Source organism: Tissierella sp. MB52-C2 (assembly GCF_030931715.1).
Classification (GTDB): domain Bacteria; phylum Bacillota; class Clostridia; order Tissierellales; family Tissierellaceae; genus Tissierella.
Window position 1 is genome coordinate 1,182,910 of record NZ_CP133261.1, and the last position, 24,882, is coordinate 1,207,791.

A 24,882-nucleotide genomic window follows, 5' to 3' on the forward strand; every position below is an offset into this window, starting at 1 on the left:
TTAAAGAGGAGGTTTCCTAATGAAAAATGAACGATTAGGTGCAAATGTTCTAAGCGTAAAAATCATTCCAAATGTTGATGATGGATTGGCAAAGGAATTAAAATTAGCACCAAACCAAAAAAGTTTAGGGATTATCACATCTGATTCTGATGATGTAACATATGTAGCATTAGATGAAGCAACGAAGGCATCAGATGTAGCAGTTGTATATGCAAGAAGTATGTATGCTGGAGCTGCTAATGCTTCTACAAAATTAGCAGGAGAAGTTATTGGAATTTTAGCAGGTCCAAGTCCATCAGAGATACGAAGTGGTCTAGATCGTGCTATTGAGGTAATAGAAAATGAAGCTAGCTTTTATAGTGCAAATGATGATAATTCAATAATTTATTTTGCCCATCCTGTATCGAGAACAGGTTCTTATCTTTCAAAAGGAGCAAATGTTAAAGAAGGAGAAGCCATTGCGTATTTAATAGCACCACCACTTGAAGCAATTGTAGCTATTGATGCGGCTTTGAAAGCTGCTGATGTAAAAATGAGTGTATTTTATGGACCACCATCTGAAACAAACTTTGCAGGAGCATTACTAACAGGGTCACAATCTGCTTGTAAGGCAGCATGTGAAGCATTTGCTAAAGCTGTGGAAGCCGTTGCTGATAGCCCAACCAGTTATTAGGTGGTGATTAATATGGCTAAAGCATTAGGTTTAATTGAAGTACGTGGAAAGTTAGGAGCAATCTTAGCAGCAGATGCAGCTGTAAAGGCGGCAAATGTAATTCTACTTGGAGGAGAAGTAATCCGTGGAGGATTGACAACGATTCATATTATTGGAGATGTTGAGGCAGTGAAGGCAGCAGTTGAGGCAGGTGAAGTTGCAGTGGCAAATAAGAATTGTCTAATCAGTAGCCATGTTATTCCGCGTTTGGATGACCAAGTTGAGCAGATGTTGATAAAATCATTTGGTAAAAAGGAAGATAATCCTTCAGATTCAAGAGAATCAAATCAGCCCATTATAGAAGAAGTAGGGAAAGATGAAATAATTGAAGAAAAAAAGGATACTTTACTCGTGCCTTTAAATAAATCAAAAGAAATTTTGCAAGAAAATTTGGAACATGGAAGAGATACAATTATAGATTCATCTTTTAATAAAAGAGAATTAGAAAAAATGAGAGTGGCAGATTTACGTTCACTTGCATATAAATTAAATCTTTCTACCATAAAAGAATCAGAAATTAAATCTGCTAATAAAGCAGTACTTATTGAAGCATTGCTAGATAAAGGAGTTGAGCATTAATGGGATTGCTAGATAAAGACCTTGTTTCAGTTCAAGAAACTAGGGATCTACTGAAGAAAGCAAAAAAAGCACAAAAAGAAATAGCTAAGTTATCTCAAGAGCAAATTGACACCATTTGCAAGGCTATAGCAAAGGCAGCCTTTGACAATCGTGTGAAGTTAGCTAAAATGGCACAAGAAGAAACAGGATTTGGAAGATGGCAGGATAAAGTCCTTAAAAATGCCTTTGCATCAAGAGATTTATTAAATGCAATTAAAAATATGAAAACAGTTGGTGTAGTCACAAATAATATAGAAGCTAAATATATGGAAGTAGCTGTTCCAGTAGGAGTGGTTGCAGGTCTTATTCCTTCAACAAACCCCACATCAACAGTCATCTATAAATCACTAATAAGCATCAAGGCAGGAAATGCTATTGTATTTTCACCTCATCCAAGTGCAGTAAATTGTATCAAGGAAACAGTTCGCATTATAAATGAAGCAGGAAAAAATGTTGGATTGCCAGATGGTGCTATTAGTGTAATTACAACAGTTACAATAGAGGCAACAAATGAGTTAATGAAAAGTGAAAATACAGACTTAATTCTTGCTACTGGTGGGTCTGCAATGGTTCGTGCAGCATATTCTTCTGGAACACCAGCAATTGGAGTTGGACCGGGTAATGGACCTGCATTTATAGAACGTAGTGCAGATATCCAAAAAGCAGTTGAGCTTATTATTGAATCTAAGACATTTGATAACGGTACGGTTTGTGCATCTGAACAGTCTATTATTGTTGAAGAAATCAGTAAAGAAAAAGTGATTGCAGAATTTAAGAAACAAGGAGGCTATTTCTTATCAAAAGAAGATGCCTTAAAACTTGAAAAATATATTCTACGACCAAACGGTACAATGAATCCTAAGATTGTTGGAAGGACTGCACAAGTTGTTGCTGAATTAGCTGGTATTTCTGTACCAGAAGATGCAAAAGTTCTTATTGCTGAAGAAACACGTGTTGGTAATCTTGCACCTTTTTCAAGGGAAAAATTATCACCAATTTTAGCTTTTTATACAGTAAATACTTGGGAAGAAGCTCGGGATTTAAGCATGGAGATTTTATACTTTGAAGGCGCAGGACACACCATGGTTATTCATACAACAAACAAAAGAATTACAGAAGAGTTTGCCTTAAAAGTACCAGTTTCACGGCTACTAATAAACTGTTCGGCTACATTAGGTGGAATAGGAGCAACTACAAACCTTATGCCTGCCTTGACATTAGGTTGTGGAGCTATAGGAGGAAGTTCTACTTCTGACAATGTTGGTCCACAGAATTTATTTAATCTTCGCCGAGTTGTTTATGGCGTTAGGACATTAGATGAAATACGTGGAGAAGATATATTTGAAGAAGTTAGTGCTATAGCTGTTGAAGACTTGGGACTTAGCAAGGATCAATTGGTAGATTTACTAGTTGAACGTGTTCTACAAAAGCTAAAGTAAGCAAAGAAAAGCACAATAACATTGATAATAAAATGAAAATATAAAAAATCTAGGAGGATATTATAATGGCTAATACAAACGCATTAGGTATGATTGAAACAAAAGGATTGGTGGCAGCAGTAGAAGCAGCAGATGCAATGGTTAAAGCAGCAAATGTAACATTAATTGGAAAAGAACAAGTAGGTGGCGGATTAGTAACAGTTATGGTTCGTGGAGATGTGGGAGCTGTCAAAGCTGCAACAGATGCTGGAGCAGCAGCGGCAGAAGCAGTTGGTGAATTAATATCTGTTCATGTAATACCACGTCCACATATGGAAGTAGATGTGATTTTACCAAAATACGATACCCAATCATAACCAGGCTTCGAACACTCATAATGAAAGCTTAAAGTTGGAAGATGCAAAGTGGGGCTGAGGCATAATAAAAGCTTATGCCCAGCCTTTTCTTTATCGAGGGGAAGTGAATACTAATGGCCATTTTAACGGAAAGTAAAATAAAAAAACTACTCCGTACGACAAACTTAAAAGAAACAAAATTCTTAGTTTTAGAACCTGGGACTGTAATTACACCTTCTGCAAAAGAATATCTAAAGGACATTACTATTGAATATATGGAAATACCAGAAGCATCTGAGATTAAGAATCAAGAAGCAACCTTCCCAATGACCCAGTTGGAAGTAAGCGAAGCAGAAAATATAAAAGATATCCAAGAGACTTTAATTTGTAATAATGGAAAAGGGCAGAAAATGTGGAAAGGTCACTTAACCTATCAAGTTAAAATTGATATTATAATAAGCCATATTTTGACTTTACAAAAGAAAAGTCACCATATAGGAAAGACAGAGTTAGTAGGGGCTTTAAATACTATCTTAACTATAGTCAAGACAATGGCAATGGAGATTTTAGCTTCAGACCAGTTAGATCTGGTACAGGAAATTGAAAAGTGGCTGGAAGACAAAAAGTCATACGTTGCCAGTCTATATCCGGAAGGCTCCTTTATTCCAACCTATAAAGATGAAGAATGTGTCATAGCTTTATTTGAGTTACATGCATATTTACAAGAACTAGAACATTTTATTGCTAAAGAAATGAAAGAGATCCTAAAATCTGAGGATTATATAAATTGCATTTCAATAGTGACTATTTTAAAGGATTATTGTTGGGTCTTGATGGTGCAATCAAAAGAAAATTCAGTAGAATAGAGGTGAGAATATGACTAAAAATAATATTGATATGATCGTGGATACAGTTGTCTCTCGTATATACCAAGTAATGAACCAAACTTTTGAAATTGAAGCAAGTGGACGCCATATCCATCTAAATCGGGAGGCAATAGATTCCCTATTTGGAGATGGTTATCAATTACACCCATCGAAATATTTATCACAGCCAGGTGAATTTGCATCAGAGGAACGAGTGAGTATTAAAGGACCTAAAGGCACTATTCACAATGTTATAATTCTTGGGCCAGAGCGAAAAAACTGTCAAGTGGAAGTTTCATTAACAGATGCACGCTTACTAGGTGTAAATGCGCCAGTTCAATTAAGTGGACATATTGAAAACACCCCAGGAATTATTTTGATGAATGGCTCTAAGTCTTTTGTCTTAGATAGAGGTGTCATAGTTGCAAAGCGCCATCTTCATGTAAAAGATATAGATGCTGAAAGGCTAGGTGTCAAAGATCAAGAGAGGATATCCGTTCAGGTGTTTAGTGAAAGACCACTCATATTTGATGACGTTATAGTGAGAGTAAGTCCCAAGTTTGATACTTATATGCATATTGATTACGATGAAGCAAATGCCTGTGGTCATAAGAAAGGCGTACGAGGACGTATTGTTAAGAGGTGACATAGATGGATAATATTGAAATACTAGTTCAGAAAATCACAGATATTATTATTCAACGTTTACAGAAGGAACAACCTAGAGGGACAGTTACATTTTTAGGGAAAGAATGTTCAAGTATTCGGACTTACTATGAAAAAAGAGGTTATGAAATAGTGTCAGTTAAAGATAAATTTGATACAGATATAGTAATCGTTACTGAACTGTCTATTTTAAATATGAATCGCATAGCACTAGGACTTCCTCAAACAGAAGATGAAGTAATTATTTGGGAGCGGTTATTGAATAAGAAGGATGTTATTTTTTTAGAAGAAGGAATGGAGCTTCAGGCAAGTCAACATGTGGCTCCAAGAGCATTATTACAGGTTCTTGTGAATAATAAAAATCAATTGGTAAGGTACGGTGCTTCTATACTTCCATTAAAGAATTTTGAAAAGATAAATGAAACTATAAATAAGGAAGTAAAAGATGTAATTCGTAAAAGTGATAAGAAGGAACTTCTTACCATAGCAAAAGTGCGAAAATTGAACTTACAGGCAGGAGATATCTTTGAAGCAGATAAGAACATCATTATTACAGCGCTGGCTAGAGATTATATGCGCGATTTAGGTGTTCAAATAGTATAGAAAGGAGCATACTATGTTCATTGGAAAAGTTGTTGGTAGCTTATGGGCTACCCGTAAGGATGAAAAATTAAATGGTTCAAAGTTTCTACTCATTGAAAAACAACTAAACAAACATGAGGCCGATCCTGCTCTAGTTGTTGCAGTTGATCGGGTAGGTGCTGGAATCGGAGAATCTGTACTGATTACGACTGGTAGCTCTGGTCGTCTGTCTTTTGATGGTAAAAATATCCCTGTTGATATGGTTATTGTCGGTATTATAGATACAGTGGACTATCCAGAGGAATGATAAGTGCTGCTATTTATAAATAGAATGGAGTGAAATGAATGAGTATAAATGAAATAATAATTTGGATTATGGCAATTATAATGGTCATAGGTGCAATCGATCGTTCACTGGGTAATAGAACTGGTTTAGGTCAACAATTTGAGGAAGGAATACTAGCAATGGGTTCTTTAGCACTTTCAATGGCTGGTATAATCGTTATAGCGCCCAAGTTATCAGATTGGTTAAGTCCCATAGTAGTTCCATTATATAAATTGTTAGGAGCAGATCCAGCAATGTTTGCAGGAACTTTATTAGCAAATGATATGGGTGGGTTTTTCTTAGCACAACAAATGACTACTGATCCACTAATTAGGCTTTTCTCAGGTGGTATTTTAGGAGCCATGATGGGGGCGACAATTGTATTTACAATCCCAGTGGGATTGGGTATTATCAGCAAGGAAGATACAAAATATCTGGCACAAGGAGTATTATGTGGAATTGTGACTATTCCAATCGGAGCATTCGTTGCGGGAATTGCCATGGGTATGCCAATAGTTAAAGTCTTTATGAATTTAATACCTATAATAGCTGTAGCAATTTTAATTTCAATTGGGCTATTTAAAATCCCTGAAGGAATGATTAAAGGGTTCAATATATTTGGGAAAATTATAGTAGCTGTTGCAGCCATTGGGCTGGCAATTGGCGGGTTAGACTTGCTATTAGGTATCAAAATATTTGAAAATCAAGATACACTTCAAGTTGGATTCCAAACAGTTGGTGGTATTGCCATTACTTTAGCTGGTGCTTATGGATTGGTGTTCTTGATCACAAAGCTATTTAAGAAGCCATTGATGAAACTAGGTCACTTGTTAGGAATGAATGATATTGCAGCAGCAGGTCTAATTGCATCTCTTGCCAACAACATCGCCATGTTCCAAACAGTAAAGGGCATGGATGAACGTGGAAAGGTAATTAATATTGCTTTTGCAGTTTCAGCATCCTTTGCATTTGGTGACCATTTAGGATTTACGGCCGGTGTTGCGCCAGAATTGATTACTCCAATGATTATTGGTAAGCTAGTGGGTGGTATTTCTGCCATTCTTGTTGCCATATTTCTATCTAAACGTGTATTTAGGATTGAATAGAGCTAATAATATAGAGAATTAAGTACGGATGGAGGTAAGATGTTGAATATAGACAGATCAGAAATTGAAAAGTTAGTTCGTAGTATCATAATGGAAGAATACAGTAATAAGTTAAATGATTCTTCAAAGAGACATGTTGACCCTAGTGGCGTAATAGCGATTTCGTTGCCATTGTTTTCTGTAAGTGAAGAAGATCGACTTGACACAGGTAACCCTAATCATAAAGTGTATACGAAGGATTTAGTGTCACTTACTGAAAGTCCTAGACTTGGTTGCGGTCTAATGGTAATGGAAGATACCACCTTCGATTGGACTTTAGGATATGATGAAATAGATTATATCATTGAAGGAACTCTGACTATTATCATAGATGGACGGCGAATAACTGCCAATGCAGGAGAATTGATTTTGATTCCAAGAGATTCAAGTATTCAGTTTTCAGTTGAAGGAAAGGCAAGTTTTATCTATGTGACTTATCCAGCTGATTGGCAATCATAAATTCTAAAAAGGCAAATTGATGGATAAATGATATGCTCCCCTTATGGTAGACAGATTAAATAAAAAAATCTGATACCAAAGGGGAGTTTTTTATGTCTAAAAGAAGTAAGTATACTAAAGAACAGAAATATGCCATCTTAAAAGGAATAGAATTTGGTGAGTTGTCTATAGAAGATTATTGTAAAAAATTTAATATTTCTGAATCAACTTATTCAAATTGGAAGTTTTTATACGAAACATACGGAATTGAATCTCTGGAAGAAAGTAAAACCTGGAAAAAATATCCCAAAGAATTAAAAGAGAAAGCAGTTTTAGAATACTTAAATGGTTGGGATTCACAAGTAAATATTTGTAGAAAGTATGCAATATCATCACATTCAACGTTACAGAGATGGATTAAAGGTATAATAGTCATAACGAATTAAATACTACAAAAGGTAGGGTTGATGCTGTTATGACTAAAGGTAGAAAGACTAGTCTAGAAGAAAGAATAGAGATCGCTAAATACTGTATAAATCAAAATAAAAATTATCAAGAGACCTCGGAAACTTATGAAGTTTCATATCAACAAGTCTATCAGTGGGTTAGAAAGTTTGAAGAACTAGGAGAGGATGGACTTATTGATTGTAGGGGCAAGGCTAAAGTAGAATTAAGTTTAGAAGATAAAGAAAAAAATGAATTAAGGAAATTAAAAAAAGAAAATGAAAGATTAAGAATGGAAAATGATTTTCTAAAAAAGTTGCAGGAGCTAGAAAGGAGGGGGTATTAGGCTCATATTTATCCAAGCTTAAATATGAAGCCATAGAACTCCTGAATAAAGAGAATAATTATTCCATAACTTCCTTATGTCAGATAGCAGATATTTCAAGATCATCCTATTATAAATGGCTTAATACAACGGAAACAAAAAATGAGAAAATTAATGACGGTTTGATTAAAGAAATTATCTCTTTATATGAAGAAGTAGATGGGATCTATGGTTATAGAAGAATTACCATGAATATCAATCGTAAATTAAATAGTAAATATAATCATAAAAGAATATATCGACTTATGAAAATATTGGGATTAAAATCAGTAATTAGAGTCAAAAAGAAAAGATATATAAAAGTGTCCGCTGAAGAAATTGCAAAACAAATTAAATAGAGAATTCTCAGCATCTAAATTTAATGAAAAATGGTTATCCGATGTTACAGGATTTAAGTATGGTGTTGGCAAGAAGGCCTATTTAAGTGCCATTTTAGACCTTTATGATAATAGCATTGTTGCTTATGAAATCGGACATAGAAACAATAATTCATTAGTATTTAGAACATTTGATAAAGCCATTGAATCCAATCCTGGTGCAAGACCTTTATTTCATAGTGATAGAGGCTACCAATATACCTCATATGGGTTTAGAAAAAGACTGGAGATAAATGGTATGGAGCAAAGTATGTCAAGAGCTGGTAAATGCATTGATAACGGTCCTATGGAGAATTTTTGGGGGATATTAAAATCAGAAAGATATTATCTTAAAGGGAAATATGATACCTATGAAGAATTGAAAAATGATATTAAAGGCTACATAAAATTTTATAACAACAAAAGGTTACAAGAAAGATTAAACAGCATGAGTCCACTTGAATACAGAGCTCATGCTGCTTAGAATATTTTATTTATTTAAATTGTCTACTTGACAGGGTGCAGTTCAAAATACCATTAATTTGCCTTTTGTTATTAATCACTTTTGAGATAGTCCAATTTTAATATTCTAAATCTGTTAAGTTATTTATTATTACAGATTGGTTCTTCCCACCAACCAAAAGCAACTCTACCACTAGCAGCTACATTTGGTGTCTCTGGGTTAGATAAAAATACTAAAAAAGAACCACCAGGTGGGAAAATAAATTTTCCTTGCTCATCATCTACAATAGTAGCTTCGGGCTGTCCACGCCTAACAAAAGCTTTTATACCACCAACTGGATCTCCAGATACATTTGTTGCATATTGCAATTTAACTTTTGGGCTTACAGGAGGGCAAAATGCTAAGTTTGCTGGAGTAACAAGAGGGGACTCCTGAGGTACTCCAGGAGGGATTGCGTTGAACCAAATTTGTGCTCTAAATGGCGATTCAGAAACATCGCTTATAGTCCATACTGTTACGTGCAAATTAACCCCAGAATTAGGAGGATTAAATAGTCTAGCCCACGCACTTGTACCTTTTCCAAATGAAAGATTATCTGCATAACCCACAAAATATTTTCCTTCTAAAGATTTTGCCAAGTTAATAGGTACATCAACTTGATATTGTATAGATGGTGTAAATATTGATGGATTAGGCAAATTACAACGCGTAAAACACATGCAAGATGTGTTAGGACAGCTAGTTATATTAGGATATTGAAGGTTATTGATTTCGTAGACATTTTTAGAATCATTAAGATTAATATTATTGGACATAGATAATTACTCCTTTGTATTAGATTTAATTCATTATATGTTCAATAATGGTAAATGTGTATTATAGTTATTATTTATATACAATAAATCTAATTAACTCGTTGTGCTAGTTAAAATCTACAAATATAAAAACTTCAGCAATTATGTTAACCTATCTTTAATGACGACAAAGAAATTAACATAGGAGGATAACATATGCTAGAGTTTTCTAATAAATATTTTACCAAAGAAGTTACTGAATTTAGAGACTGAAAAAGGAATTCAGCTACTATTTATGAAAAGAGATAATGCTAAAAACTCTCATCCAAAATGGCTTCGTTAACATATTTTCAAACTTAGAAGACGAATTGAAACCACTTTTTCACAATTAGCTGGGCAACTAAATATCAATAAGGTTCTAACCAAATCTTTATTGGGTCTTATTACAAGACTTAGAACAAAGATTCTAGCCCATAATCTTTTTTACAGTATCAATCATATGCTGGGGAATGGCATAAATCTAGGACACATTAAAGAACTCATATTTGGATGATATTTCCAGGTTGTTTTTTTAAGAGGTATCTTTTTTCAAAAAACTAATTGGTAAATTTATCTAATCTTAAATTTACTAGCACAACAGGTTACTTTGTTTTATAGACATATCACTAAAGTAAATAGGAATATATCTAAAGATTTAAATATATAATGGGTATTGGGTATTTTTAGATAGATGGAGGTATAGGTTGATAGATTGGCAGATGAATTATATAATATAAAGTACATATATTAAAAAATGTGTAACATTTGGGGGGATTATATTGAGTGGCATATCACCGGAGGAGCAAGCTACAAATAAAGACTCTGTTTCACTTAATTCTTATGAAGAAATGGCTGAATATTATTTTAAATATGTAGATGCAAAACCATTCAATGCCTACTATGAAAGACCTGCGACTATATCATTGCTTCCACAAGTTAGAGGCAAGAAAGTTTTAGATGCGGGTTGTGCGGCGGGGTGGTATACTAAATGGTTATTAGAGAAGGGTGCAAGTGTAATAGCACTAGATTTTAGTCCAAATATGATAGAAATGACTAAAAAAAGAGTTGGAAATAAGGCTAAAGTTATAAAAGCTGATCTGAATGAACCACTGCATTTCATTGAAGATGAATCTATAGATGTTATTTTATCATCATTGACACTTCACTATATTAAAAACTGGAATTTAGTAATGAGTGAATTTAATAGGATATTAAAAAGAGATGGGCAACTTATTATCTCTATCCATCATCCTTTTATGGATTTTACAGTATTTAATAAAGAGAATTACTTTTTAACAGAATTATTAGATGATGAATGGAACACTAATAATGGAAAGGTAAAAGTACAATTTTATAGAAGACCTTTAAGTGCCATTATCACTCCCATTATTGATGCAGGATTTATAATAGAAAGATTATTAGAACCTATGCCGATAAAAGAATTCAAAATCGCACATCCTAATACATATGATAGATTAACTAAGAACCCTCAGTTTTTATTTATAAGAGCAAAGAAACATTAAATCAAGATAAATTGATATATAGTTTTATATTTTGTTCGTCTATTACATTGCAAATAATGATGTTAATATATACCTATGGATACAAATATATAGAGCTAGCAAGAAATACAAGTGGATGTATATATGCCCTTGATACCCATGAGCCTTTTTTAGGTAAATTAAATGAAAATGCAAAAGAAGAAAAAGTTGAGAATAAAATTAAAACAATAAAAGGATTAATGTTTACTTTAGAAAAATATTTTGAAAAAAGTGAACTAGATGTGATTTGGTCTGAAAGTGCAATATTTATTATTGGTTTTGAAGAGGGGCTTAAAAAGTGGAAACCATTTCTTAAGAAAGAAGGGCATATGGTTGTTAGTGAGATTTCTTGGATTAAAGAAAATATACCTAAGGAGATAAAAGAGTTTTGGGAAGCAGATTATTCAAGTATGAATAACATAGAAGATAATTTGAAAATAGTTGAACAGTGTGGATATAAACTAATAGATTACTTCATAATTCCAGAATCAAGTTGGTGGAATAATTATTATGATCATTTAGAAAGGAGAATTTCTATTCTTAGAAAGGTCCATAGTAATAGTGAAGAATGAGTAAGTCGTCTCAATAACACACAGAAAGAAATTGAAATGTATAGAAAATATAGTGAGTACTATGGATATGTTTTCTATGTGATGCAAGCAGAGAACTAAATTATTAAAATAAGAAAATATACACATGGAATTAAGGACATGAGAATGAAAATTTTCAAGTCCTTAATTAAACAAATCGGCCTTAAGTGCTAATTATAAACCGCACAAAATATCACTCATCATCGTTGGATGGTACATTATAATTATATTAATACAGAGAAGGAATATAAGAAGTAATATAGTATTTAATTGATGATTGGAGTGAGGCTTGTAATGAAAGATACCCTTAAACTTTATCGAGAGCATGATATTATGACAGAAATTAAAACAATGAAGCACATGGTTACAGATATACCAAAGGATATCAAAACTATTATTACCTATGTACAAAATATCTTATTACATCAGCATTGGAGTGAATCTTATGGATTGGAACTCAGCGATGAAAGAAAGAAGGAACCATTCATACGGAACTTTGAAGATAAACTTATTTTCTTAAATAAGCTAGGTTTCACTCACGTATCTGAGCAAAGGACAAATGAAAATAAGATGATATCAATATGCCGTGACTTTTCAGTAGTTGCTGCAGCTCTTTGCCGTGAAGCCGGTATACCTGCTAGAGCAAGATGTGGCTTTGCAAGCTACCTTGTAAAAGACAAATATATAGACCACTGGGTAGTTGAATACTGGAATGAAGAAAAGAAAAAGTGGGTAATGGTGGATGCACAACTGGATGCTCTCCAGCAAAGAGCACTTCAACTGCCTTTTGATCCTTTGGATGTAAGTGAGAACTATTTTGTAACAGGGCCAAGAGCCTGGCTGTTGTGTAGAGAATGAAGGTTTAATCCTGAGTTGTTCGGCATTTTCAAATGGTGGGGATATGATTATTTAAGATGTAATCTAATCCTTGATGCTAATTCATTACTAAATGTGCCCATGCAACCCTGGGATATGTGGGAAGGCTATAAGAACCTTCCCATAGAAGAATGGACAGAAAAAGATAATAAGGCTATGGATGACCTATCCATACTTGATTTAAATGTAGATAATAATTTTGAGGCCTTATACAAATATGTTCAAACTAATGATAAAATAAAAGTACCTGAGGATCTAAGTGAAATTATAAATAGTCTAGAATAAGGTGATGATTAAATATGTCTTATATATATTCTCTAGAAAAAGCAATAAACTATATAGAAAGTCACCTATGTGATGACATTGATTTATCTTCTATCGCAAAGGAAGCGGGATACTCTCTTTATCATTTCCATCGTATTTTTAAAAGTGCAGTAGGAGATTCACTCAAAGACTATATCAGGAAAAGAAGAATAACGGAAGCGGCAAAGGACTTGGTAAATACCAACATGCCTATTATGGACATAGGTATAAAATATGGTTATGAATCAAGGGAGGCCTTCAGCAGAGCCTTTGAAAAAGTTTATGGAAGAAATCCCTCTGAAGTACGAAACAGTAAATTGCTCTATTCTATAAGAGAACCAATGAATTTTAATTATATGCTGTTTAAATATAAATTAATGAAAGAAGGATTAATTCCTTTATATAAGATGCTTCCGGAAAGATATGTAGTAGGTAAAAGGACAAAAGTGAAGGCTGATGGGAGCAATCTCCAGGATATACCGTTACTATGGCATAAGTGGAATAGTGAAAAGGAAGGCGAAAAAATAATAGAGCGGAAGTATGCAGATGAATGTATGGGCATTTGCATATTTTCCGATGGAGATGATTTTGAGTATATGATAGGTCATGAAGTTAATTTTACGAATTATGTACCTGAAGATATGGAAATATATAGATTGGAATCTTTGCTTTATGCAATTTTTAGAACTCTTGGGCCTATAACTGAAAGTGTACAAAAAACCTGGGATTATATATATTCGGTATGGTTAATTGAATCGGAATATGAGCATGCTGGCATTCATGATATTGAATATTATTATTTTAATCAGGGAGAACTCACTGCAGATCTTTATGTGCCGGTAGTTCTAAAAATATAAAATAAATTTTCATATCTCGTTATAATCTAATCTTTAGGGATTTATGCGACTTATAAATGATGTAAACAACTTAAAAGTATGAATTTGAGGTGAAATGCTATGGACAAATATACAAAAGAAGAATTGGTAGAAACATTACGAGTTGTAACTTCAACTATCAGTAAATGCGAAAAAATACAGCCAAAATTTGAGAAAGGTACCTCTCAACACATATTGCTCAAGAATAGGATAAAAGCCATGTATATTTCAAAATCACTAATAATAGATGAGAATGTTCTGGATAAATATACAAAAGAAGAGTTGATAGAGGCACTGCGCCCCGTATCTTCAATTATTAGCAAATGTGAAAAAGCACAGCTAAAATTTGCGGATGGGACCTCCCACCATACTCGCTTCAAGAACTTAATAAAAGCGATGTATATTTCAAAATCGTTAATAACAGATGAAATTAGTAAAAGAGGCTAAACTTTTTTAGATTTAGTTAAGACGTATCATTTATATTTTGTTCATCTAGCATATTGTAAACAGGCTAAAGATTCAAAGGAAAGTTAAATGAAATAAATTATGCACTTTATCACAACAAACAAATTTAAAATATCAAAAGCACTGAGATATAAAAATCTTGGTGCTTTTGTTTTATATAAATTAAATATATAAATTAAAAGAACAAAGTATTCAGTCAACTTATAATCTATAGACTTCATTTTTTTATCAAAAGATACTTGACTCCAACCTAAGGTAAGAGTTTATACTTAATTGTGAGGTGATGTTAAGTGGCATATACAGGTAGATTCCTTAAAAAAATGGTGTAAGTGTCAATGAAAAAAGTGTATTAGCTGCAATTGAAAAGCATATTTAGTACATACAAAAATATATGAATATTGATTCAGAAGGTTTCACAGCTCAAACTCGATTTTTAATGACTGAGGATTTTCATAGACAAATGCTTGAAGGACAACAGACAGGTTTAAGCTATTATATTTGTTTTGCAGCAGAAAACTATGCAAAACAATAAAGAACCCCTATATAGAATGAAACCTGTTGTAAGAGTTACGATGATTTTATAAAAAATAAAATAAGTGATAGATTCTATTGACAAAGCTTTGTTGTCATGATACTCTATGACTATAAATACAAATATAGTCATAGAGTATGGAGGTGAATTATGGCAACTGCATTTAGTGATAATGAAAAAGAATTGATAAGAAAAAAGTTAAATGAGGTAGCACAAGTATGTCTATGGAAGTATGGGGTAAGGAAAACTACCGTTGACCAGATTGTTCAAATGGCTGGTATATCAAAGGGGTCCTTTTATAACTTTTATGCTTCAAAGGAAATTTTATTTTTCACAGTATTAGAGGAGTATCAAAAGTCTATTATTGATGAATTAGCTGGTAAACTTCAAGAAGAATATATAGGAATTGATAAATTCGCAGAGTTGATTTATGAACTCTATCAAAATGTAAGGCAATCTTTTATTATGAATATAATTCAAAATCAAGAATTTGAATATCTTATTAGGAAATTACCTAAGGAACTTATTATTAATCACCATTCATTGGATGATACACTCACAAAAAAGATTTTTTCCCATATAAAGATTAAAGATAATATAAATATAGACGTTGTCACTGCTTCATTAAGAGCAATTTTCATGAGTATGATATATATTGAAGAAATTGGGGAGAAAGATTTTGATGAAGTACTGAGGCTTTTGATAAGAGGTCTTGCCCTGCAAATAATTGAGGAGGATTATAACAATGACCGAAATTATTAATACTACTAATTTAACAAAAACTTATGGAGAAATTCATGCTGTTGACAATTTGAACTTATCTGTTAAACAGGGAGAGATATTTGGATTCCTAGGGTTAAATGGTGCGGGGAAGACTACTACAATAAGAATGTTATTAGGCATGATTGCTCCCACATCAGGTCAATGTTATCTTCAAGGTAAAAAGGTAAGTGCAGGCAATATAAATACTTGGTATGATGTAGGCTACATCGTCGAAACACCATATTCATATCCTGAGTTAACAGTAAGAGAAAATTTAGAAATTGTTCGTAAATTAAGAGGTATTAAGGATAAAAGTTGTGTTAATTGGATTATAAAGAAGCTAAAATTAGAAGAATATGCATCGAAGAAAGCTAAGTATCTTTCTCTAGGGAATGCACAAAGGCTTGGTATAGCAAAGGCAATTATCCATAAACCTAAGATTTTAATACTTGATGAGCCTACAAACGGATTAGATCCTGCTGGTATTGTTGAAGTTCGTCAGCTGCTAATGGATTTAGCAAAAAACTCAGATGTAACAGTACTTGTCTCTAGTCATAAATTAGATGAAATATCAAGGATTGCTACAAATATAGCTATAATACATGATGGAAAACTAATTAAGGAGATAAATGGAGAACAACTTGAAAATCAGTTAAAGAAATCATTAATATTAGACGGAAGAGATAGAATTGCTATGAAATTAATTCTTTCTAAAGCTGGATACAAAGTATATGCTCAAGATAGAGGTTTAACTGAGGAAATTCTTGCTTTACAAATTCATGATGAAAATGCTGTAAACAACCCTGAGGAAGTTGCTACATTACTTGTAAATGCAGGACTCCCTCCAACACTACTAAAAGTTGAGAAGGAAGATTTAGAAATGTATTTCCTAAGAACTATCAAAGAAATTGGAGGGATTTAAAGTGAATGAAATAAAAACTTGCGTTTCAATAGAAGGAAAAAAACTTTTTTATTCTAAAGTTCCTTTAATAACCATGCTTGTACTTATGATAGTACCATTCATCGGAGGATTTTTTATGTTTGTTTTAAAAGATCCTGGCTTAGCGCAAAAATTGGGTTTTATTTCTGCAAAGGCACATATTATGGGTACTGCTGATTGGCCTTCTTACTTTGGCCTTCTTGCACAAGCAATTGCTATTGGTGGGTTAGTAGTATTCGGGTTTGTTACAAGTTGGGTTTTTGGTAGAGAATATTCAGATAGAACTATAAAGGACTTATTAGCGTTGCCAATATCTCGAAATATAATTGTGTTTTCTAAATTCATTGTGACAGTTTTATGGTGTTTAATACTTTCTATATTTGTATTAGTTTTAGGTTTCATTGTTGGAAAAGTGGTTGATATACCTGGTTGGTCATCTGACATAATTATACAGGGTACTTTGATTTTTATTGTTTGTTCTATACTTACCATACTACTATCTACACCAGTGGCTTTTTTAGCTAGTGTTGGGCGTGGGTATCTATCACCACTTGGATTTATGGTGTTTACTATTGTGTTAGCACAAATCATTGCTGTAGCAGGTTATGGACAATTTTTCCCATGGTCTATTCCTGCACTTATAAGTGGTGCTGCTGGAAGCGATAGTTCTATGATTGAATGTATTAGCATTATTATTGTACTTTTAACAAGTATATTGGGGCTAGTGGGCACTATGTTATGGTGGAGATATGCTGATCAAAGTTAGAAAGATAGAATAAACTTAAATTAGCAATTATTATATACGTAAATTCTAATTTATAATTAAAATTATAGAACATATATTTATATCAATATAAACAAAAACATTGAGAAAAACATTAAATACTTTATATATGCTACATCATTAAAAATAATAGAGAAAAATAATTGCAAGTGTTGATAGTTGGATTTAAAATGAAAGAAGGGATTTAAATGTAATAAATAAAAGTAGTTATAAAATTCTTGATAAATCATGCTATAATAATATTAGGTAATGAATATAAGTAGAATAATGTGTAATAAATAAAACTTATATTGATGGAGTGTTATTATGGATGTAGTAATAACTATTTGTATATTTATATTGGGCATTGGTATGCTTATTAAAGGGATAACAGAAATTAAGAAGAATACTAAAAGATAGAGTGAATGTTTAAATTAGTGATTTCCATATTTGAAAGTGGGGATAGTAAATGGAAAATCAAATAGTAATATGTTTTTTATTGTTATTATGTTTTGTTTCTGGTAGTGCCTATAATTTTAGAATACGCAAACAATGTATTTATCGAGTAAGATTGACAAGGCTAAGGATTATTACTTTAATAATTGCATCTTTAATATTTTGCGGTATAGCCTATATTGGTGGTAACTCATGGGATAACTATCTAATTGCATTTTCAGCAATTGTATTTATTATATCTGGAGTTGTAGCAGAGGGAATTCATGAAAGAGGGATTTATTACCAGAATGGTAGAGGTCTTTTAGTACGATTGGGAAAGTGGGAAGACATAAAAGATGTAAAATTTGATATAAATAAAGATAAACTGAAAAGTTTTAAAATCAATACCCTGACAATATTTGCAAATCAGTATTATAGTTCAGAAGATATTGATAAAATTAATAAATACATAGAAAAATAGTTGCATTTTTCCCTACCGAAATAAACAAGAATATAAGACGATATATAAGTCATTAAAACAAATTTATCTAAAAAAGGGGTAAGAAAAATATTAATTAAAAGAACAATATTAATTGTAGTCACTTTATTTATAACAATAATATTTCTAAAGCTATTTAATCTAGGACCAATCTTATCGTGGGTTCTTACAGTTATAGTAGTTAGTTTTGGATATATTATATATGCAAACATAAGACAAAGAAATAGATACAATCTTTTAGAACAGAATTTAGATCCAGAAGCTTTTATTAAAGCGACAGAAGATCAAATAAAAATAGTCGGTAAAAACAAACGAGCAAATGCAATGTTAAAGGCTGATTTAATTGTAGGATTATTGAGTATGAGGAAATATGAAGATGCTTGGGATATATTAAATGAGATTGATATAAAATATCTTCCGAAATGGGATGGGTCACTTTTGATTTACTATAATAATGAAATGAGTTTGTATTTTAACACTGGGGAAATAGATAAAGCTAAAGAAATATATGAAACTAAAATAAAAAGTTATCCAATTAAGATATTAAACGAAAGCTTAACCATGGATTTAATCCTAGCAAATAAAAGCTTTTATGAGAAAGAATATAATTCTAGTAAGGAGCTTTTTAGTAAAGTATTACAAAACAATAAAAGCAAAAGATTAAAACTTGAATTCTATTATATATTGGCAAATATAGCTGAACAAGAAGGAAATATAGAGGAAGCTATACAAAAATATAAGACAGTAGCAGAGAAAGGAAATAAACTCTATTCAGCTTATCTTGCAAGAGAAAAATTAAAGACATTATCAATAAGTTAATTAGAACGGAAGGAAATTTATAAGTTTGAAATTTGTAATACTTAATACAATCCGAAGTAAAGATTTAAGAATTATATTAAAGGTAAAAGGATAATGTTTGAATTAACATTTATTTATACAGAATAATAATAGAAAGAAGTATTTTAAAAATAGTGTAAATAGATTTAATATATATGTAATAAGGCCAAATTATGACTTATCTGAAAGAGAACTTTTACCAGAAGAGAAAAAATAGACATAAAGATAAATCTAAAAAATAAAACAAGGTGGTGAATTAACGGAAATATGGATAGAAATATAATAATACTAATTATATTAGGAGTATATATGTTGATAAATGGAAGTATAAGTAATTTGAATAGAAAAATAGATAAGTTAAATAAAAGACTAGATAAATTATTGGAACATAGTGATTTAGCTGTAGTAGAAACAGTGGATAAAGAACTTGAAGAAAAATTAATTCAACTTTTAAAAGAAGGCAAAAAAGTAAAAGCCGTAAAAACTTTAAGAGATGAAATAGATATGGATCTAATTGATGCAAAAGAATATATAGATGGATTAGATGAAACTTTAAAGAAAATCTTTCCATAGATTGTTAGAAGATGAATGTTTTTTTGCTTAAAGCTAAAAGACATAGGTATTTAGCTGAAACCAAGGTGGTATTTTGGCAGAGGCCTAGCCTTTACCCTTGATGAGGATAGATATTTATGTCTAATAAAGGGAGGGAGAAACATTAAAATATAGATAATCTAAGAAAAGAGAATATTCGTGAGTTTCTGTCCAATATTAAGGAGTCAATCCCCATAGTTTCTAATTTTCATCATCTATGTTTTCTATTGGTATGTATATATTTATTATAAAGCTATTCTCATTATATTTAATGTTTAATTCTCCATTGTATTTTTTTATTGAAGATTTTATACTTTCTATTCCAAGCCCATGAAAAAACTTGTCCTTTTTAGATGTAAAAAACTTGTTATCACTTTCTAATACTTTATTTCTCTTACTATTTTCACATTTAAGTACATAGTAACCATTTACAATGGTACTCTTTAGCGATATATATTTTCTTATACTATCATCAACTTTGTCACAAGCCTCTATTGCATTATCTATAATATTTACAAATATACTACTTATATCAATCATCTCTATAAAATCACATTTTCTAAAATCTATTCCAACAATAAACTCTATACTATTTTTAAAACAGTATTCGCCTTTTTCACGTAATATTATATCCAAAAGTACATTTCCAGTATTATAAATATTTATATTGCTTCTTACTTCATCTTCTATACTTTCAATATATTTATTTACATCTCCACTATTGTCCTTTAAAGATTTAATATTTTCTATATGGCCATTCATATCATGATATATTTGCTTCATTTTATCCTGGGAATTTTTTATCATCAAATAATACTTATATTGCATATTTAATTTTTCATTTATAAAACTCATTTTTGCCTTCTCTTTTTCAGACTTTATTACCTTTATAAGTAGTGATATCAAAATTATTGTTATAGTGAATAATATGTATGGAAATATCCATTCCATATATAATGAAAATCGTAATGTATCAACACTATATTCATATTCTAAATTGTTTGCTGTAATTATTTTATATAAATCAAACATTTTTGTGGTTGCTATATTTAAGAATATAAATACAATTACATTAATCATCAATATTAACAATATATAGATATAATATCTTTTCTTATTGTATTTATCTTTTAATATATCAAAGTAATGTATAAAAAAGCACATAATGAAAAAGTTTACTAACAAATTTAACTCAAGTATATAATTATGTAAAACCTTTAGAGAAAATTCTAAAATCCAATAAACAGTAGAACCCATAAGAATATAGGATAAACTATATGTTATAGAGTAAATTATTGATTTTTTAAGATAGATATTATATCCTATTCTGCAAATAGAGAATAACCCTAGGTTTATAATAAATAATACATATGGAATTATATTTCCAAAAGGTAATCCAATTACAATTAATATAACAGATACTATAAAAATAAATATCATTCTTATATCAAATTTCATATTGTTTTTATAACCATTTTTCTTTAACAATAATAAAAAACTGATTATAAGAATACCTGCATTTATCATTAATAATATCTTATAATAATCTAACATAATTTATCTCCAATCAAATCAAAAAACTTTTCTTTTGTTTCTTTAAATCTATATCTACTTATAGGAATTTCTTCTTTGTTTTCCAAAATAGCTATATATTGTTTTATAGTTCTTATATATTCTAAATTTACTAAATAGCTTTTGTGGCATCTAAAAAACCTTGGGCTATTTATCTCTTTTTCAATCCCATTCATCGTTCCTTTTATATTATAAGCTTTATCTAGTTTATGTATGGTTAAATCTTCCTTTTGAATTTCTATATATGTGATTTCGCTTGTATCTATTTTTATTTTCTGTCCTTGCTCATTTATAATAATATATTTATTTCTTAAATTAATTTCTTCTATACACTTTGACACATTTATCTTTAGATCTTCATATTTTATTGGCTTTAACAAATATCTATAAGCTCTTACTTCATAGCCTTCCAATACATATTCTACTAAAGATGTTATAAAGATTATTTCTACTTTTTCATCTATTTCTCTTATTTTTCTTGCTGTATCCATTCCATTTAACCCTTCCATTTGTATATCCAATAAAATCAAATCCATACTATCCGAATAATTCTCTAATAATTCTTCTCCAGATGAAAACACTTCTACACTAAACAATATATCCATATCTTTAAATATATTATTTAAATATTCTAGTAGTAATTCTTGTTCAGTTTTTTCATCTTCACAGATACATATATTTATCAAAATCTCACCCCAAACCATATATTGTTTTTTATCAGCATTGTATATATTTTTAGATTAGCTATCAATCTATTCATATATCTAATTGTGGATAGCAGATTAACCCCTTAATATTGGACAAAACTCACGAATACTTTCTTTTTCTTAGATTACCTATACTTTTGGTCTTACTAGATGATTTTGATTCACTAACCAATCTTGTAACTGCGCCTGAAACAATATCATATTTTCTCACTATTAAAGATACAGATTATATTTTACTACAATCGTGTGGGATTGTCCAAAACGGTTAGGGGGCTAAATAGTATGCTAGTTGTCGGTTTAAAACTACTAGTTGTCCAGTTTATATTGAAAATAGAAATTTAAAATGCTATCTTTGAGTCAAACAAGATAGTTTTTTATTGGAAAAATTGATATGAAAGAGGTAGGTAGACTTTGGTTATATTTAAACTGGCAATATCTTATATGAAAAAGCAGAAAAGAAAAACACTAGCATTATTATCAAGTATTATACTTTCTGTAATGCTTATTTTTTCTATGATAGTAATTAGAGATTCGGGATATGATTCTCAAATACAAGAGGCAAAAAATCTATATGGAGACTATCAAATATGGTTTGAAGGTATAGATATAAATAAAGCTAAGGCGTTAGAGGGAGATAAGGATGTAATAAAGATAGGTAAAGTTAAATATTTTTGTGAAATAGTAAATAAGGATACTGGTGTAAAACTAGATTTAAACTCTTATGATAAAGATTTTATAACGTCTTTAAATTATAAATTAGTAGGCAGAGAACCAATAAAAGATGGAGAGATAGTAATTGAAAAAGAAGCATTAAATCAAATGGGGATAAATGATTATACAAATAAAGACATAGATATGATGTTATTAAATAAATATTCTGATACAGAAGATATTAACTATATAGAAAGTTTCAATAAAAAATTTAAAATTGTTGGTGTATTAGAAAAACCAAAAGAGTATTATAATTCGTTATCTAATTCCATAGGTGGTATAACTAGTCAAGGGTTTGTACATGAGAACTCAGATTTTCCAATAAAGACAGAAGACACATATAAGGGAACTATTCTTTTAAAATCAGAGGACAACACAAATAAGTTTCTCCAAAAAATGGAGAAAAAGTTAAATCTTAGTTGGGATTATTTACACGAAAATACAGAGGTTAGTACAGCAAAACTTTTAAAAGAAATGTCTATTATGAATTTGGAAAACATACAAAATACTATTATATTTATATTTATATCTTGTCTTGTAATATACAATATTTTTAATATTATTCTACAAGATATGATAACACAAATAGGTCTTATGAGGGCTATAGGAATGTCTAGAAAAAAGGTTAAATTAATGTTTATACAACTAGGATTTATATATATATTATTTGGAACAATATTAGGTATTATATTTGGGACGATATTATCATATTTTGGAGTTAGGTTGGTATATGGTTATAGTACAAAATTAACTATAAATTATATGAGTATAGTTTGTTCTTTTGGAGTTTCAACTTTATCAGTATCTATAAGTACCATCATGCTTATTAGAAAAGCTATGAAGCTATCAATAGTAGACTCTATAAAAAATAGTGAAAAATACAGAAAAAAATTAAGGAGAAAAAGAGTTAAGTTAAGTAACAATATAATAAGAACAATATCAATTAGAAATATTTGGAGAAATAAATCAAGAACTATTATAACTATGTTATCAATTACAATAGTTGGGATTATGTTTATTCTTAATTTTGGTATAAAGGCCCATGTGAAAACTAATATAGAAGAGGGTATAACAGGTGGAATGTTTGGAATGTCATATGGCACTGTGGATAAAACAGTAAGTGGAAGTTTTAATGGTACAGATAGTTTGTTTTATAAACTTGATGAAATTATTATAGAAAAAATAAATAATATAAAAGAAGTTAGTAAAATAGAGCCTAATTTTTTTAATTCTGAGGGTCATATATTGATTTCTAAAGACAAAATATCCAAAGCTTATGAAGATGAGTTGGATAGGAAGAATAAACTGTACCAAGAAAGTTATAACAATGAATATCCACTTCTTATAAGAGGATATAGTGACGAAATTTTAGAGAGTAGAGAATCCTTTATAGAAGAAGGACAAAATTTAATAAACAATGCAGAGGGAAGATATAAAAAAGTTCTACTTGTAAATAATACTTATTCTATGATAACAAATTCATTTGAATCTAGAGTTATAGATAAGGTTAAAGTAGGGGATATAATAACTATAAAAATTCCAGTATATAAAAATGGTTTGGAAAAGTATGAAACCATCAAGGTTCAATTAGCAGGTATAATGGATAAAATCTATGCAGCATCACAGGATGGAAATGTAGGAGTGTCAGGGGCACAGGTAATATTTAGAGAAGAGGACTATAGAGAATTAACTGGTCAAAAATATTATAATAAAATCTATGTAATGGCTGAAAAAGGCAAGTTAAACCGTGTAGAAGAAGAACTAGAAAAACTAACAAACAAGTATGCTTTCAGTACAATAGGTGGCAAGGGAGAGGATCAAAAAGTAGTAGGAGCACAACAGACATCAGAAGAAAAACTTTCCTTAATATATCAATGTCTAATATTATTAATTCTTTCGGTAAATAGTATTTTTATTATGAGAAGTAATATTATTTCTAGAAAAAAAGAAATAGGAGTATTAAGAGCCATAGGAATGAGCTTAAAAGATATAAATAAGACATTAATAATAGAGGGTGAGTACTATGGGGTAGTAGCCTCTTTTATAGGGTCTATAATTGCAATAATAAACTATAATATGGGAATTGCAAGAGCCAATAAAAGCTTAATAAAAGGAGGATTTGCAAGAACGATAAAACATAATATTCCTTGGACTCAAGTATTAATATTATTTTTAATATTTATATTCATAGGTTTTTTATCGGTATATTTATCTAGAGATAGAATAGATGGAGTATCAATTTCAGATGGAATTAGGAATATTGATTAGTGTATTAT

25 protein-coding genes and 2 pseudogenes are annotated in these 24,882 nt (G+C 30.7%); 24 read left to right on the plus strand and 3 right to left on the minus strand.

Annotated features, from left to right (window positions below; all coding sequences use genetic code 11):
- Positions 1 to 19: 19 nt before the first annotated feature.
- From eutL to RBU61_RS05880, 11 genes and pseudogenes are all read left to right on the plus strand, one after another.
- On the plus strand, positions 20 to 673 hold the full coding sequence (gene eutL, locus RBU61_RS05830) for an ethanolamine utilization microcompartment protein EutL (RefSeq protein ID WP_154439647.1): 654 nt from the start codon (positions 20 to 22) through the stop codon (positions 671 to 673).
- Positions 674 to 685: 12 nt separating this feature from the next.
- Positions 686 to 955 (plus strand): annotated as a pseudogene (locus RBU61_RS19525) (BMC domain-containing protein); the annotation flags it as partial.
- Positions 956 to 1,290: 335 nt separating this feature from the next.
- Positions 1,291 to 2,769, plus strand: coding sequence for an acetaldehyde dehydrogenase (acetylating) (locus RBU61_RS05840; protein WP_308878677.1), 1,479 nt, complete (start codon positions 1,291 to 1,293; stop codon positions 2,767 to 2,769).
- Positions 2,770 to 2,834: 65 nt separating this feature from the next.
- Positions 2,835 to 3,125: a BMC domain-containing protein gene (locus RBU61_RS05845; RefSeq protein WP_094899924.1), complete on the plus strand. Its 291-nt coding sequence runs from the start codon at positions 2,835 to 2,837 to the stop codon at positions 3,123 to 3,125.
- Positions 3,126 to 3,238: 113 nt separating this feature from the next.
- Positions 3,239 to 3,970, plus strand: a complete 732-nt coding sequence (locus tag RBU61_RS05850) for a hypothetical protein (RefSeq protein ID WP_308878679.1) — start codon at positions 3,239 to 3,241, stop codon at positions 3,968 to 3,970.
- A 10-nt stretch (positions 3,971 to 3,980) separates the two neighbouring features.
- Entirely contained in the window at positions 3,981 to 4,616 is a 636-nt protein-coding gene (eutD, locus tag RBU61_RS05855) for an ethanolamine utilization phosphate acetyltransferase EutD (protein ID WP_308878680.1), read from the plus strand.
- A 5-nt stretch (positions 4,617 to 4,621) separates the two neighbouring features.
- Positions 4,622 to 5,239: a hypothetical protein gene (locus RBU61_RS05860; protein ID WP_308878681.1), complete on the plus strand. Its 618-nt coding sequence runs from the start codon at positions 4,622 to 4,624 to the stop codon at positions 5,237 to 5,239.
- 13 nt (positions 5,240 to 5,252) lie between these two features.
- The gene (locus RBU61_RS05865; protein WP_308878682.1) at positions 5,253 to 5,525 is read left to right on the plus strand and encodes a EutN/CcmL family microcompartment protein; all 273 of its coding nucleotides are present in this window, start codon (positions 5,253 to 5,255) and stop codon (positions 5,523 to 5,525) included.
- 38 nt (positions 5,526 to 5,563) lie between these two features.
- Complete coding sequence (locus RBU61_RS05870; RefSeq protein ID WP_308878683.1) at positions 5,564 to 6,649, plus strand: ethanolamine utilization protein EutH; 1,086 nt, start codon at positions 5,564 to 5,566, stop codon at positions 6,647 to 6,649.
- A 42-nt stretch (positions 6,650 to 6,691) separates the two neighbouring features.
- Positions 6,692 to 7,147, plus strand: coding sequence for a hypothetical protein (locus RBU61_RS05875; protein WP_308878684.1), 456 nt, complete (start codon positions 6,692 to 6,694; stop codon positions 7,145 to 7,147).
- A 92-nt stretch (positions 7,148 to 7,239) separates the two neighbouring features.
- Positions 7,240 to 8,795: pseudogene (locus RBU61_RS05880) on the plus strand (IS3 family transposase).
- Positions 8,796 to 8,914: 119 nt separating this feature from the next.
- Here RBU61_RS05880 and RBU61_RS05885 read toward each other — a convergent pair.
- Positions 8,915 to 9,589, minus strand: coding sequence for a DUF6143 family protein (locus RBU61_RS05885; protein WP_308878685.1), 675 nt, complete (start codon positions 9,587 to 9,589; stop codon positions 8,915 to 8,917).
- Positions 9,590 to 10,386: 797 nt separating this feature from the next.
- On the opposite strand from RBU61_RS05885, the gene RBU61_RS05890 reads away from it, so the two are divergent.
- From RBU61_RS05890 to RBU61_RS05945, 12 genes are all read left to right on the plus strand, one after another.
- Entirely contained in the window at positions 10,387 to 11,130 is a 744-nt protein-coding gene (locus tag RBU61_RS05890; RefSeq protein WP_308878686.1) for a class I SAM-dependent methyltransferase, read from the plus strand.
- Positions 11,131 to 11,186: 56 nt separating this feature from the next.
- Positions 11,187 to 11,720, plus strand: a complete 534-nt coding sequence (locus tag RBU61_RS05895) for a hypothetical protein (RefSeq protein WP_308878687.1) — start codon at positions 11,187 to 11,189, stop codon at positions 11,718 to 11,720.
- Positions 11,721 to 12,020: 300 nt separating this feature from the next.
- Positions 12,021 to 12,596: a transglutaminase-like domain-containing protein gene (locus RBU61_RS05900; RefSeq protein WP_308878688.1), complete on the plus strand. Its 576-nt coding sequence runs from the start codon at positions 12,021 to 12,023 to the stop codon at positions 12,594 to 12,596.
- Between the two features lie 15 nt (positions 12,597 to 12,611).
- A complete protein-coding gene (locus tag RBU61_RS05905) occupies positions 12,612 to 12,899 on the plus strand; it encodes a hypothetical protein (protein WP_308878689.1) in 288 nt (95 codons plus the stop codon).
- Between the two features lie 14 nt (positions 12,900 to 12,913).
- Positions 12,914 to 13,774, plus strand: a complete 861-nt coding sequence (locus RBU61_RS05910) for a helix-turn-helix domain-containing protein (RefSeq protein ID WP_308878690.1) — start codon at positions 12,914 to 12,916, stop codon at positions 13,772 to 13,774.
- 99 nt (positions 13,775 to 13,873) lie between these two features.
- Positions 13,874 to 14,239 carry a hypothetical protein gene (locus tag RBU61_RS05915; protein ID WP_308878691.1) on the plus strand — a complete coding sequence of 122 codons (366 nt, stop codon included), beginning with the start codon at positions 13,874 to 13,876 and terminating at the stop codon, positions 14,237 to 14,239.
- 700 nt (positions 14,240 to 14,939) lie between these two features.
- Positions 14,940 to 15,551: a TetR/AcrR family transcriptional regulator gene (locus RBU61_RS05920; protein WP_308878692.1), complete on the plus strand. Its 612-nt coding sequence runs from the start codon at positions 14,940 to 14,942 to the stop codon at positions 15,549 to 15,551.
- The gene (locus RBU61_RS05925) at positions 15,535 to 16,473 is read left to right on the plus strand and encodes an ABC transporter ATP-binding protein (RefSeq protein ID WP_308878693.1); all 939 of its coding nucleotides are present in this window, start codon (positions 15,535 to 15,537) and stop codon (positions 16,471 to 16,473) included. Before RBU61_RS05920 ends, RBU61_RS05925 begins: the two co-directional genes overlap by 17 nt.
- 1 nt (position 16,474) lies before the next feature.
- A complete protein-coding gene (locus RBU61_RS05930; RefSeq protein ID WP_308878694.1) occupies positions 16,475 to 17,257 on the plus strand; it encodes an ABC transporter permease in 783 nt (260 codons plus the stop codon).
- A gap of 466 nt (positions 17,258 to 17,723) precedes the next feature.
- Positions 17,724 to 18,170 carry a hypothetical protein gene (locus tag RBU61_RS05935; protein ID WP_308878695.1) on the plus strand — a complete coding sequence of 149 codons (447 nt, stop codon included), beginning with the start codon at positions 17,724 to 17,726 and terminating at the stop codon, positions 18,168 to 18,170.
- A gap of 342 nt (positions 18,171 to 18,512) precedes the next feature.
- Positions 18,513 to 19,007, plus strand: a complete 495-nt coding sequence (locus tag RBU61_RS05940) for a hypothetical protein (protein WP_308878696.1) — start codon at positions 18,513 to 18,515, stop codon at positions 19,005 to 19,007.
- A 285-nt stretch (positions 19,008 to 19,292) separates the two neighbouring features.
- Positions 19,293 to 19,598: a hypothetical protein gene (locus RBU61_RS05945; protein ID WP_308878697.1), complete on the plus strand. Its 306-nt coding sequence runs from the start codon at positions 19,293 to 19,295 to the stop codon at positions 19,596 to 19,598.
- 219 nt (positions 19,599 to 19,817) lie between these two features.
- On the opposite strand, the gene RBU61_RS05950 is transcribed toward RBU61_RS05945, so the two are convergent.
- Both RBU61_RS05950 and RBU61_RS05955 read right to left on the minus strand, forming a co-directional pair.
- Entirely contained in the window at positions 19,818 to 21,170 is a 1,353-nt protein-coding gene (locus RBU61_RS05950; protein ID WP_308878698.1) for an ATP-binding protein, read from the minus strand.
- Entirely contained in the window at positions 21,164 to 21,874 is a 711-nt protein-coding gene (locus RBU61_RS05955; RefSeq protein WP_308878699.1) for a LytTR family DNA-binding domain-containing protein, read from the minus strand. The genes RBU61_RS05950 and RBU61_RS05955 overlap by 7 nt, the downstream gene beginning before the upstream one ends.
- 432 nt (positions 21,875 to 22,306) lie before the next feature.
- Between RBU61_RS05955 and RBU61_RS05960 the strand changes: the two genes are divergently transcribed.
- Positions 22,307 to 24,874 (plus strand): FtsX-like permease family protein, encoded by a 2,568-nt coding sequence (locus tag RBU61_RS05960; protein ID WP_308878700.1) that lies wholly within the window; start codon positions 22,307 to 22,309, stop codon positions 24,872 to 24,874.
- Positions 24,875 to 24,882: the final 8 nt, after the last annotated feature.

Coding starts and splice junctions, on each gene's coding strand:
- RBU61_RS05925 (WP_308878693.1), top strand. CDS start 15,535: ATGACCGAAATTATTAATACTACTAATTTAACAAAAACTTATGGAGAA.
- RBU61_RS05945 (WP_308878697.1), top strand. CDS start 19,293: ATGGATAGAAATATAATAATACTAATTATATTAGGAGTATATATGTTG.
- RBU61_RS05950 (WP_308878698.1), bottom strand. CDS start 21,170: ATGTTAGATTATTATAAGATATTATTAATGATAAATGCAGGTATTCTT.
- RBU61_RS05885 (WP_308878685.1), bottom strand. CDS start 9,589: ATGTCCAATAATATTAATCTTAATGATTCTAAAAATGTCTACGAAATC.
- RBU61_RS05840 (WP_308878677.1), top strand. CDS start 1,291: ATGGGATTGCTAGATAAAGACCTTGTTTCAGTTCAAGAAACTAGGGAT.
- RBU61_RS05865 (WP_308878682.1), top strand. CDS start 5,253: ATGTTCATTGGAAAAGTTGTTGGTAGCTTATGGGCTACCCGTAAGGAT.
- RBU61_RS05870 (WP_308878683.1), top strand. CDS start 5,564: ATGAGTATAAATGAAATAATAATTTGGATTATGGCAATTATAATGGTC.
- RBU61_RS05915 (WP_308878691.1), top strand. CDS start 13,874: ATGGACAAATATACAAAAGAAGAATTGGTAGAAACATTACGAGTTGTA.
- RBU61_RS05935 (WP_308878695.1), top strand. CDS start 17,724: ATGGAAAATCAAATAGTAATATGTTTTTTATTGTTATTATGTTTTGTT.
- RBU61_RS05895 (WP_308878687.1), top strand. CDS start 11,187: ATGATGTTAATATATACCTATGGATACAAATATATAGAGCTAGCAAGA.
- eutL (WP_154439647.1), top strand. CDS start 20: ATGAAAAATGAACGATTAGGTGCAAATGTTCTAAGCGTAAAAATCATT.
- eutD (WP_308878680.1), top strand. CDS start 3,981: ATGACTAAAAATAATATTGATATGATCGTGGATACAGTTGTCTCTCGT.
- RBU61_RS05920 (WP_308878692.1), top strand. CDS start 14,940: ATGGCAACTGCATTTAGTGATAATGAAAAAGAATTGATAAGAAAAAAG.
- RBU61_RS05860 (WP_308878681.1), top strand. CDS start 4,622: ATGGATAATATTGAAATACTAGTTCAGAAAATCACAGATATTATTATT.
- RBU61_RS05845 (WP_094899924.1), top strand. CDS start 2,835: ATGGCTAATACAAACGCATTAGGTATGATTGAAACAAAAGGATTGGTG.
- RBU61_RS05910 (WP_308878690.1), top strand. CDS start 12,914: ATGTCTTATATATATTCTCTAGAAAAAGCAATAAACTATATAGAAAGT.
- RBU61_RS05940 (WP_308878696.1), top strand. CDS start 18,513: ATGTTAAAGGCTGATTTAATTGTAGGATTATTGAGTATGAGGAAATAT.
- RBU61_RS05850 (WP_308878679.1), top strand. CDS start 3,239: ATGGCCATTTTAACGGAAAGTAAAATAAAAAAACTACTCCGTACGACA.